10 protein-coding genes and 1 tRNA gene are annotated in these 10,560 nt (G+C 60.8%); 8 read left to right on the top strand and 3 right to left on the bottom strand.

The window, feature by feature from the left end; all coding sequences use genetic code 11:
* Positions 1 to 168: 168 nt before the first annotated feature.
* Positions 169 to 552, top strand: a complete 384-nt coding sequence (locus RHSP_RS36025; protein ID WP_420820095.1) for a terminase small subunit-like protein — start codon at positions 169 to 171, stop codon at positions 550 to 552.
* 125 nt (positions 553 to 677) lie between these two features.
* Here the strand turns inward: RHSP_RS36025 and RHSP_RS16010 are convergent.
* Together RHSP_RS16010 and RHSP_RS16005 are read right to left on the bottom strand one after the other, a co-directional pair.
* Positions 678 to 767, bottom strand: a tRNA-Ser gene (locus RHSP_RS16010).
* 109 nt (positions 768 to 876) lie between these two features.
* The gene (locus RHSP_RS16005) at positions 877 to 2,073 is read right to left on the bottom strand and encodes a TCR/Tet family MFS transporter (RefSeq protein ID WP_004119024.1); all 1,197 of its coding nucleotides are present in this window, start codon (positions 2,071 to 2,073) and stop codon (positions 877 to 879) included.
* Positions 2,074 to 2,404: 331 nt separating this feature from the next.
* Here RHSP_RS16005 and RHSP_RS16000 point away from each other — a divergent pair, with 331 nt between their 5' ends.
* The 7 genes from RHSP_RS16000 to RHSP_RS15970 all read left to right on the top strand — a co-directional run bounded on the left by RHSP_RS16000 (position 2,405) and on the right by RHSP_RS15970 (position 9,575).
* Positions 2,405 to 3,043, top strand: coding sequence for a TetR/AcrR family transcriptional regulator (locus RHSP_RS16000; RefSeq protein WP_004119021.1), 639 nt, complete (start codon positions 2,405 to 2,407; stop codon positions 3,041 to 3,043).
* 328 nt (positions 3,044 to 3,371) lie between these two features.
* Positions 3,372 to 3,998: a flavodoxin family protein gene (locus tag RHSP_RS15995; protein WP_004119020.1), complete on the top strand. Its 627-nt coding sequence runs from the start codon at positions 3,372 to 3,374 to the stop codon at positions 3,996 to 3,998.
* Positions 3,995 to 4,867 (top strand): sigma-70 family RNA polymerase sigma factor, encoded by an 873-nt coding sequence (locus RHSP_RS15990; protein ID WP_004119017.1) that lies wholly within the window; start codon positions 3,995 to 3,997, stop codon positions 4,865 to 4,867. Before RHSP_RS15995 ends, RHSP_RS15990 begins: the two co-directional genes overlap by 4 nt.
* Before the next feature lie 392 nt (positions 4,868 to 5,259).
* Positions 5,260 to 6,429, top strand: coding sequence for a septal ring lytic transglycosylase RlpA family protein (locus tag RHSP_RS15985; RefSeq protein ID WP_037152321.1), 1,170 nt, complete (start codon positions 5,260 to 5,262; stop codon positions 6,427 to 6,429).
* Positions 6,430 to 6,499: 70 nt separating this feature from the next.
* Complete coding sequence (locus RHSP_RS15980; RefSeq protein ID WP_004119011.1) at positions 6,500 to 7,711, top strand: D-alanyl-D-alanine carboxypeptidase family protein; 1,212 nt, start codon at positions 6,500 to 6,502, stop codon at positions 7,709 to 7,711.
* A 152-nt stretch (positions 7,712 to 7,863) separates the two neighbouring features.
* Positions 7,864 to 8,547, top strand: a complete 684-nt coding sequence (gene tmk / locus RHSP_RS15975) for a dTMP kinase (protein WP_004119008.1) — start codon at positions 7,864 to 7,866, stop codon at positions 8,545 to 8,547.
* On the top strand, positions 8,544 to 9,575 hold the full coding sequence (locus RHSP_RS15970) for a DNA polymerase III subunit delta' (RefSeq protein ID WP_004119003.1): 1,032 nt from the start codon (positions 8,544 to 8,546) through the stop codon (positions 9,573 to 9,575). Before tmk ends, RHSP_RS15970 begins: the two co-directional genes overlap by 4 nt.
* Positions 9,576 to 9,628: 53 nt before the next feature.
* Here RHSP_RS15970 and RHSP_RS15965 read toward each other — a convergent pair whose 3' ends face one another.
* Positions 9,629 to 10,429 carry a sulfite exporter TauE/SafE family protein gene (locus RHSP_RS15965; protein WP_004119001.1) on the bottom strand — a complete coding sequence of 267 codons (801 nt, stop codon included), beginning with the start codon at positions 10,427 to 10,429 and terminating at the stop codon, positions 9,629 to 9,631.
* Positions 10,430 to 10,560 lie beyond the last annotated feature (131 nt).

Raw genomic sequence — 10,560 nt, 5'->3', positions numbered from 1 at the left:
AGCTGCATACCAGCTGCAGCGTTCGGAACGATCATCACACCATGCCGGCTAGCATTTCGAGCAGCAATTGAAAGAACGCCGTAGGCGAATATGCGAACGGCCAGCTAACCGCGAGACCAACAAACCCCAGCGCGATCGCCGCAACCAGGCCATGCTTATGCCAGCCCCATGCTGCACCGAATCCTACGGCGATCGCGATTATGGCGAATGCCCAAACACACCGAAAGACGATTGTCAAAACTCTTAGCATTTCTAGTCCCTCAGCGTCCGCCGCTTGTGAGAACCGTTGGGAGTAAGAGCGGCAGCGCCGGAATCGGCATCGCATTTCCCCCAATTGAAATCAGCGAGAGCAATCATATGCAGCTTATGGTGGCAAGTATGTGGGTACTTGATACTGCCACTGCAACAGTCGTGAGTAGAATAATGATCGGTAGACCATCCGATTTCGCGCGCAAGATTGCGCACGCAACATGTGAGCGCCTGGCAGATGGCGAGAGCCTAATGTCGATTTGCTCCTCAGTCGGTATGCCTCACGGGGCGACCGTGTTTTGATGGCTGGGCGCGAGCCTTTGGCGGTGGTTGCGTTTCGCTCGACTACTGCTACCAATTTTGCAGTTATGACAACGGTTGAATTCTAGACGGATTTCTCGGAAAAACACAATAAAATCAATAATATATGGCGGAAGAGGTGGGATTCGAACCCACGGTACGGTTTCCCGCACGCCGGTTTTCAAGACCGGTTCCTTAAACCACTCGGACACTCTTCCTGTCACGACGGCACGGGGCCTTGTGAGAAGTGGTTGGCTCGCTTTACCGCTATTCGGGGCGAAGCGTCAACCGGGCTGCCGCGCATATGCTGAGATCAATTGCAAAGGGTCAAGCGCTCGCAAGCTGCGCTGCGCGTGCGGTCCGGGTGCCGAGCAGGACCAAGGGGACGGCGGCCATGTAAATGGCGACCACCGAGAGCCAGATGGCGCCGGGCCAATCCTTCTGGACGACAAAGTAGAATGTCGAGAATGCAAGCGGGCTGATGATGGAGGCCAGGCTTGTGGCCGAGGTGAGCACGCCCTGCAGTTCGCCTTGGCGGGACGGATCGACCTGGCGGGTGGCGAGGGCTTGGAATGCCGGCGTGCCGATGCCCGCGAGCGCAAAGATCGGCATGATGGCAAAAATCATCCAGCCTTGGCTGGCAAAGGCCATGGTGACGAGGGCGGCACAGGCGCAGGCGATCCCGACGACAACGGCCCATCGTTCGCCGAGCAGCCTGGTCGCGGGGCCTGGCAGGAGTGCCTGAACCAGCGTTTGGCAGATGCCGAACGCGCCCAGAGAAAGGCCGATCCAGAGGCCGTTCCATCGGAAGGTGTCGAAGCCCCACAGCGCCCAGCAGGTGCCATAGGCCTCGCCGGTGGCGCTCAGGATGAAATAGACGAGGACGATGGGCAGAAGCCGCTTCATCGAGAAGATCCAGCGAAGGGGTCGCAGTGGGTTGAGGACAGTCAGATCGATTCTCTGGCGCGACGGAGTGTGCGATTCGGGCAGGACGAACAAAGCCAGCAACAGATTGCAGCCGTTCAGAATAGCGGCTGCGATGAAGGGGAGCCTTAGCCAGTAATCGCCGAGCAACCCGCCAAGAACCGGTCCGATGATGAACCCCATGCCGAACATGGCGCTTAGCAGGCCGAAGCGGCGGGCGCGCTCGTTCTCGGACGAAATGTCGGTGATATAGGCGGTTGCCACCGACGCGTTGGCGCTGGTCAGGCCGGCAATGGCGCGGCCAAGCAGCAGCATCCAAAGCTGCGGGGCAAAGCCCATGATGAGGTAATTGATCGCTGCCCCCGCAAGCGAGATCAGCAATACGGGGCGCCTGCCAAGACTGTCGCTGAGCGCGCCGAGCACCGGCGCAAAGACAAACTGCATGGCGGCGTAAAGCGCAGTCATGATCCCGATGCAGGAGGCGATATCCCGGGAGTGGGTCACATCCTCAAGAAGCCGCGGGAGAATGGGGAAAATGAGGCTTATGCCGACGGCGTCGAGGCCGATCGCGGCGAAGATAACGACTAGAGGCTTGTTCATGATGGCTTCGATCCATGGAGATAACTGGCTTGCCCATGACGCGGCACTGGGCGGAGACTTCCTGCGCCTTCGCCGTCCGTTCGAGCGGAAAGGTTTGCTTGATATGCAGCCGGGATAGGCCTTTCGGAGGCCCGTGCACGGCTATCCGCACCTGACCGGGGCCGGCATACGGTTCATCGATCTCGAATGCACTAATGACCGGTCTGAGGCCGCCCGGTTATTCATATCGAGTACGAAAATGTATTAAGTACAATCTCTAATTACGGGCTGGGAAACTGTATGTCAACGACAAATATGTACTCAGTATAAAATTCCTGCTATCGATGGCGTCATGACAACGCCACTCGACCGCCGAACCCGTAAACGCCTCGCCACACGGCAAAACATCTCCAACATCGCCACGCGCCTCTTCTTCGAGCGTGGCTTCGACCATGTGACTGTGGACGAGATCGCGGCCGCCGCCGATGTCGGGCGGATGACGGTTTTCAATCATTTCCCGCGCAAGGAGGACATGTTCTTCGATCGCGACGAGGAGGCTCGGGAGTTGCTGCGCGACGCTTTGCGGCAGCGCGGTGCCGGCATCGCTCCGATCGAGGCATACCGTCTGCTCGCTCATCGGCTCGTTGCGGAACAACACCCAGCCGTCGACTTTTCCGCCCGCAGCCAAGGTTTCATAGAGACGATCGAGGGCAGCGAAACGCTAAAGGCAAGGGTGAGGGCGATACGCGACGAGATCGCGCAACTCGTCACGCTGGCGCTATCCGAATGCATAGGGCGGCGGCCTGCCGATCCGGATGCCAGACTGGCGGCGGGTCTCCTTCTGGCAACATGGACAGTCGCCTTCATCCAGGCGCATCAGACCTTTCGGCAAGAGCGGGACACGAAGCAAGCCAGAGACGCGTTTCTCGCTATCATCGACAAAGGGGCTATCGGCCAGAAAGCCGCACTGGGCGGCACGCCTTACGCCTGATCAGGCAACGCGGGCGCAGTGCGCCCCGATATGAAGCATTATTGACAAAAAGTAAGCTCGACTTATTGTTGGCGTGCTTCAGTCAGCTTTGACCCCTGACCTGGCAAATGTGGCCTGGCCGTCTCCAGCGGTCGGGCCACTCCATTTGTAACGCCGTACGAAGGCGGCCCCTCAAGAGTAAGCATAGCCTTACGCCGTTCCAGTGCGAAAGAGCGCTGCATCACGGGCGCGTGAGCCCACTATCGGCAGAAAAATCGATCGCGCATGTCACAGATGGGACCTGTGCCTTGTCTTACCCTTCGCAACACCATTTTCGAGGGAGACAACAATGATCCGCCAACGCATCGCAATCGTCTATCACACGGGCTACGGACACACCGGCCGCCAGGCCGAAGCGGTCGGGGCAGGGGTAGACCAAGTCGACGGGGTAGAGGCCATGCTGCTGTCTGTTGATAAAGTCGAGCGGCACTGGGACGATCTTCACGCCGCCGAGGCGATCATTTTCGGCTCGCCGACCTACATGGGCGCAGTCTCGGCATCCTTCAAAGCATTCCAGGAAATGACGTCGAGCGCCGTCCTCGCCAAGGGCTTTCTCTGGAAGGACAAGATCGCCGCCGGCTTCACCACGTCAGGGTCTCGCTCCGGTGACAAACTATCGACGCTCATCCAGCTGGCAATTTTTGCCGCACAGCACGGAATGCATTGGGTCGGCCTCGACCTGCCACCGGCGAACTGCTCGTCAACCGGCTCGGAAGCGGATATGAACCGGCTTGGCTTCTGGCTCGGCGCCGGTGCCCAGGCGAATACCGATGAAGGCCCGGAGACTGCGCCGCCCGAATCCGATCTCGCCACGGCACGCTACCTGGGGCGACGCGTGGCGTTGACGACGCTACAATTCGTTCGCGGCCGCCAGGTCGCCGCCGCTCCTTCTCAACTCGCTCTTGCAACGCTATGACCGAAACGCCAGCCGATCCGATCTTCTCAGAGCTGCGCCCGCACCTTGTCCGGCTTGCCTACCGGATGCTCGGATCGGTCGCCGACGCCGAAGATATCGTGCAGGAAGCCTGGCTGCGCTGGCTTGCGAGCGATCATGCGTCGGTTCGCGCGCCGATGGCGTTCCTGCGCACCATCGTCACCAGACTTTGCCTGAACGAGCTGAAATCGGCACGGCGTCAGCGTGAGACTTATGTAGGCCCCTGGCTGCCTGAGCCGATCTTCGATCCGCAGGATGATGACGCTGCCGACGACGTAACGCTGCCGCTGATGATGGCGCTGGAGCGCCTGTCGCCGCTTGAGCGCGCCGCCTTTCTGCTGCATGACGTGTTCGGCATGGATTTCGAGGAAGTGGCGTCAGCGATCGGCCGCGAGGCAGCTGCCTGCCGCAAGCTGGCGAGCCGGGCGAGAGCGCATATCGTCGATGCCCGGCCTCGCTTCGCCATAGGAAAGGAGCAGGGGCTAAAATTCGCTGCAGCATTCTTCACCGCCTCAAGAACGGGCGATATGGCCGCGCTACGCGCCATGCTCTCGGAAGAGGTCGTCGCCTATGCCGATGGCGGCGGCAAGGTGCCGGCGTCGCGGCAGCCGCTCATCGGGCTCGATGCGGTCATGCGACGTCATGAGCAGATGGCGCGGCTTTTCCTCGTGCAGCCCTCGCAACTGATCCGCTATGCCCTCATCGATGGTCTGCCGGGCTTCCTCACCATAGAAGGCGGCGACGTCGTACAGACGACCGCGCTGCAGATCGAGCAGGAAAAGGTGGTTGCCATCTATTGTACGCGCAACCCGGACAAGCTGCGGCACATAGCGAGCGCAACGGCACATTGATGGTCGACCAGGCAAAGCGCAGGGATGTCTACCAGATGAAATACTGATGCGCCTTGATACAAGGGGCTGACCGCTAGTTCGATTCCTGTCCGTCCACATACCGGCAACGACAAGAATTCGCTCTTATCTGTCTCGACATGGGACCCGCGATGACGATCGAAAGACGGCAGCAAGTGCTATTCTGGGCAACGCGGGAGATGGCTGGCGCATTACTATTCATTAACCACGATCTTCAGAATTTCTGCTGTGCGCTCAATTTGCATCGCAAAATCGCCAAACTACAATCATGATTAAAGTACCGTTAGGTGATTGAGGCGTAGCGGGATACCGGAAGAGGGATGTGCCGGTTGTAGCAGACCTCCGTCAGAGTAATGAGTAGCGGCGTGGGACAGATGAAATTCGAAAATCGTGCGATGACATACGCAACGGGTATGCGTTGGTTTGCTCTCTCGCTGATGTGCGCAACCATCACGGCCTGCGGAACAACTCAGAAAGCGCCGACCAAGCGTCAGCACGGCAAGGAATATTTCTCCGAAAAGGAATATGGCGTGAAGGCCAGCCCTCGCGTCGTTAACAACGGTCCGGTGCCGAAGGGTGGCGGCCGTTTCATGGTCGGCAATCCCTACCAGGTGAAGGGCAAGTGGTATTATCCCAAGGAAGATTTCGGCTATAGCAAGGTCGGTATCGCTTCCTGGTACGGCTCTGCCTTTCACGGCCGTTTGACCGCCAATGGTGAAGTGTACGATCAGCAATCGCTGACTGCCGCGCATCCGACCTTCCCGCTCCCGAGCTATGCTCGCGTCACCAATGTCGAAACCGGCTCCTCCATCATCGTGCGCGTCAACGATCGCGGCCCGTATCATCCCGGCCGCATCATCGACCTTTCCAACAAGACGGCGCAGATGCTCGATCTGCAGCACAGCGGCACAGGTGACGTGCGCGTGCAATATGTCGGCCGCGCCCGCATGGACGGCCATGACGATCCCTATCTGATGGCCTCCTACATTCCGAAGGGCTCGCGCCTGCCCAGCGTCAATCCGGGCGGCCAAATCGCCAGCGGCGTGATGGTTGCTTCGGCTGGCCGCATCACCGCGGATCAATTGCCTGACTCAAGCACGCCCTTGCGGGCAAGCCGCCAGCAGCGCAGCTTCGATGCGACGCCCGCGATTGCGCCGATTCCGCGCCAGTCTCCCTATTCCGCCACGGCTTTCTCCGGCTCGACGCCGGATGCCGGCTATACTCGCGGCAAGAGCAACAACCCACCTCCGATGATGTGGAATGGCGGCGCCATGCCGGCTGTCGAATCGGCTGCGCCTGGAACGATCGTTCTGCCGCAGATCGGACCGATCCCCTATGAGCGACCGGATTTCACGCATCGCCTGGCAAGCCTTGGCGATCAATCGCTGAGCTCCACCGCCGCCGCCTATCAGAATACTTCGGTCAAGACCGTGTATGTCGACCTCGCCTTCGATGCGGTCATGGTGCGCAACGACGGCTTGACGCAGGAGTCGATCCTCTCGGCCTATCGCCGCCAGCACCAGGGCACGACGCAGACGGACTGATCAGCGTCATTGCCTGAATCTTAACCCGTCACTAAAATAATCGTGCCGGTGTTCGGATTGAGAGGACGGTATGCCAAAGCGCTTGATTCTTTTGCTCCTCTTTCTCATCGGGATCGGCAGCACAATCGCCGAAGCGCAGCCGGCCACTCCTGGCGCTTTCGAGACGAAAGCCGCGCAAGCATTCATGATCGAGGCCTCCACGGGCACCATCCTCCTGGCGAAAAGCGAGGATCAACCGATCTCGCCCGCCTCGCTTGCAAAGCTCATGACGCTGGACGTCGTTTTCGATGCCGTGGGGCGAGGGGAGATTTCGCTCGATACGGAATATCCCGTCTCTGAAAACGCATGGCGCACCGGCGGCGCACCATCGCGCGCATCGACGATGTTTGCCGCGCTGAAGTCGCGCGTGCGGGTGGGCGATCTGATCCAGGGTGTCGCCGTGCAGCAGGCCAATGACGGCTGCATCGTGCTGGCTGAGGGCATGTCGGTCAGCGAGCGCGAATTCGGCCGCCGCATGACGGCGCGGGCGCGCGAGATCGGCATGGCGCGGGCTACCTTTACGAATTCCACGGGCCTGCCCGATGCCGAGAACCCCACCGGCGGCGGCAAGGTTTCCATGCGGGAACTGGTCACCCTGGCCCAAGACCTGCAGCAGAAGCATCGGGATCTCTACAAATATTTCGGCCAGGCGGATTTCACCTGGAACAAGATTTATCAGCGCAACAAGAACCCGCTGCTGCTGCTCAATATCGGCATCGATGGCCTTGGGCTCGGCTTTGCGGACGGCGAGGGGTTCTCGATCGTCGCTTCCGTGGAGCGCGACGGGCGCAGGCTGTTTCTGGCGCTGGGCGGCCTGAAGAGCGACAAGGACCGGACCGAGGAAACACGGCGCGTGCTCGAATGGGGCCTCAGCAATTTCAAGAGCCAGCGCATTTTCGCAGCAGGCGAGGTGATTGGCGATGCCAGCGTCTATGGCGGCGCGCAATCCACGGTCGGTTTATTGGCCAAGACCCCGGTCGACGTCTATGTTCCCGCCGATACTCCTGACCGCCTGTCGGCACGAATCGTCTATCGCTGGCCGCTGACGGCACCCGTGGCCGAAGGCTATGCGGCCGGCACGCTTCGCGTATTCCTGGGCGCGCGGCTGGTTCGCGAACTGCCGCTCTATACGAAGGAATCGATCGCTCGGGGCACGCTCGGCCGCCGCGCCCTCGACGCCTTCATGGAATTGACCGAATCCCTCTTGTTCTCCTGGCTCTGGGACAAGCCTTTGCCGAGCTGAGGGAGCGTCTGGCTCGCGAAATCCCTGTTCACACCCCATATAGAATGGGATGCACCGATATATGCACGGTTCCACGCCGGCATGTCTTGGGTTAAACAGGATAGGTTTCGCTTGCCAAGCGGCAGGCAGGCGACAAGTGCAGGACATGATCATTGGCTGATGCAAACGGATTATTCGTAAGCTTCGAAGGCGGGGAAGGGGCCGGTAAATCCACGCAGATTCGCCGACTGGCGGAACGCTTGCGCGAACGCGGCCACGACGTGCTTGTGACACGCGAGCCGGGTGGGTCTCCGGGCGCCGAAGCTGTCCGCCACGTATTGCTGTCCGGAGCCGCTGAAATATTCGGCACGCGGATGGAGGCCATTCTATTCGCCGCGGCGCGCAATGATCATGTCGAGGAAATCATCCGTCCGGCATTGGCGCGCGGCACCATCGTCCTCTGCGATCGCTTCATGGATTCGTCGCGCGTCTACCAGGGGGTGACCGGCAATCTCGAACCCGACTACATCGAGGCCTTGCAGAGGGTTGCCGTCAACGGCGTCGTTCCCGATTGTACCCTGATCCTCGACATTCCCGCCGAGATCGGGCTCGAACGGGCGCGCAAACGCGCAGCTGCGGTCGCTGCACCGGATCGCTTCGAAAAGGAAGAGCTGCAGACCCACGAGAAGCGCCGGGAGGCCTTTCTCGATATCGCGGCGCGCGAGCCGGAACGCTGCCATGTCATCGACGCGCAGCGTACGGAAGACAAGATCGCCGAGGAAATTGCTGTAATCGTCGACCAGCGGCTCGGGCCTTCAGCAAATATTGGTGCCGAGACACCGGAAGCGGCGCAATGAGCGAGGAACGGCCAGGCGTTCTCGACGGCGCAATTCCGCCGCAGGACAATCCCAAGCTCTTCGGCCATGAGGAGGCGGAAGCGTTCCTCGCCCAGTCCTATCGCTCGGGCAAAGGCCATCACGCCGTTCTGATCGAAGGACCGGAAGGGATCGGCAAGGCGACGCTCGCCTTTCGCTTCGCCAATCACGTTCTTTCGCACCCGGATCCATCGTCCGCGCCGGAGATCATGGCAGATCCCAACCCGGCTTCCGTCATCAGTCGGCAGATTTCCGGCGGGGCGTCCCACAATCTGCTGCATCTGTCCCGTCCCGTCGACGACAAGACCGGCAAGGTGAAGTCTGCGATTACCGTGGATGAGGTGCGACGTGCCGGAAAGTTCTTTTCGCAGACCTCGGGGACCGGCAACTGGCGCATCGTCATCATCGACCCAGCCGACGACCTCAACCGCAACGCCGCCAATGCCATCCTGAAAATCCTCGAGGAGCCGCCGAAGCGCGCGCTGTTCCTCGTCCTCTCGCATGCGCCGGGCCGGCTGTTGCCGACGATCCGTTCGCGTTGCCTGCCGTTGAAACTCGCGCCGCTGGGAGACACGGCCCTGCGTTCCGCTCTCGAAAATCTCGGCGTGCCGCCCGGGCAGGGGAGCGAATTGCTGGCAGCGGCCAAGGGCAGCGTCAGCGAGGCGCTCAAGCTCCTGAATTATGGCGGCTGCGAGATCATCGACGCCTATCGGCAGGTGCTTTCGGCCGACGGGCCGGCTGCCCGCAGGGCGATGCACCGCCTCGCCGACGCGCTTTCCGGCAAGGACAGCGACACGATCTTCGGCTTCTTCCTCTCGCATATCGGCGACGACATCACCGAGCGCGCGAGGGCGGCAGCATTGGACGGCTCCGTTACCGCAGCCGAACGACTGGCCCGTCTCCATTCTGAGACCACCGAGCGCATCAACATATCGCAGGCGTACAATCTCGATCGGAAGCAGACCCTCATCACCATTCTCGCCGAGCTCAAGCAACAGCTATCAGCATAGGTTGATGAGGCAGATCTGAGCAGCAGCCGCGACGCCCATTTCCTGCAGTGGCGTCAGGGAAGGATCAGCTTCCAGGCGACGATGGCGAGCGTAACGGCAAGGATGAGGCGCACGGACCGCTCATGCAAGCGCGGCGCCAGCAGGCTGCCTGCGACGATGCCGGGGATGGATCCGACCAGCAGAGCAAACAGCATCGACCAATTGATTTCGCCGATAAACCAATAACCCATGCCACCGATCAGGGTCAGCGGCACAGCATGGACGATGTCAGAGCCGACAATCTCGCGGACATCGGTTTGCGGATAGAGAACCAGCAGCACCGTGACGCCGAGCGCACCGGCTCCGACCGAGGTCATGGTCACGAGAGTGCCGAGCGCAAGACCAAGAACGATCGTCATCAGTGCAATGGTGCGCGGCGCCAGCGTCCCGCGCTCGCCTCGCCATTTCCGTATGGCTTCGAGGATCTGCCCGCGGAAGATCAGCATGAGCGCCGTCAGAAGCAGAAGACAGCCGAGGGAAAGGGTGATGGCATGAGCGACCGCAGGGCTTTCGCGATTGACGCCGGCCATGATCCAGAGCATGGCCAAAGCCGCCGGTACGCTGCCGGAAGCCAGCAGCCCGACGACCCTCCAATTGACGCGCCCGTGAATGCCGTGCACGGCCGTTCCAGCCGTCTTGGTGATCGCGGCATAAAGCAGGTCGGTGCCGACGGCGGTCGCGGGATGGACGCCGAACAGCAGCACCAGCAACGGCGTCATCAGCGACCCGCCGCCAACGCCGGTAATGCCGACCAGCATGCCGACAAAGAAGCCGGAAAAGGAATAAAGCGGCTGATAGGAACTGATCAAATTCAAGGCAGCGGCCTCTTGAAGCCGCCGGACAGGCTCAAAAAAAACTCTCTCAAATTCACGGCCATCCCTGTCCTGCACTCCGATCCTTCGAAGGGGTAAAGGTGAGGCGGGAGTGAGTCAAGCAACGCCCGCTT

The sequence above is a fragment of the Rhizobium freirei PRF 81 genome (genome assembly GCF_000359745.1).
GTDB lineage: Bacteria > Pseudomonadota > Alphaproteobacteria > Rhizobiales > Rhizobiaceae > Rhizobium > Rhizobium freirei.
The sequence above is the reverse complement of the archived record's forward strand: the minus strand, read 5'-3'. Positions and strand labels throughout refer to the sequence as shown.

Excerpts from the sequence above, each read along its gene's own strand:
- RHSP_RS36025 (WP_420820095.1), top strand. The coding sequence starts at position 169 with ATGCTGCACCGAATCCTACGGCGATCGCGATTATGGCGAATGCCCAAA.
- RHSP_RS16005 (WP_004119024.1), bottom strand. The coding sequence starts at position 2,073 with ATGAACAAGCCTCTAGTCGTTATCTTCGCCGCGATCGGCCTCGACGCC.
- RHSP_RS16000 (WP_004119021.1), top strand. The coding sequence starts at position 2,405 with ATGACAACGCCACTCGACCGCCGAACCCGTAAACGCCTCGCCACACGG.
- RHSP_RS15995 (WP_004119020.1), top strand. The coding sequence starts at position 3,372 with ATGATCCGCCAACGCATCGCAATCGTCTATCACACGGGCTACGGACAC.
- RHSP_RS15990 (WP_004119017.1), top strand. The coding sequence starts at position 3,995 with ATGACCGAAACGCCAGCCGATCCGATCTTCTCAGAGCTGCGCCCGCAC.
- RHSP_RS15985 (WP_037152321.1), top strand. The coding sequence starts at position 5,260 with ATGAAATTCGAAAATCGTGCGATGACATACGCAACGGGTATGCGTTGG.
- RHSP_RS15980 (WP_004119011.1), top strand. The coding sequence starts at position 6,500 with ATGCCAAAGCGCTTGATTCTTTTGCTCCTCTTTCTCATCGGGATCGGC.
- RHSP_RS15970 (WP_004119003.1), top strand. The coding sequence starts at position 8,544 with ATGAGCGAGGAACGGCCAGGCGTTCTCGACGGCGCAATTCCGCCGCAG.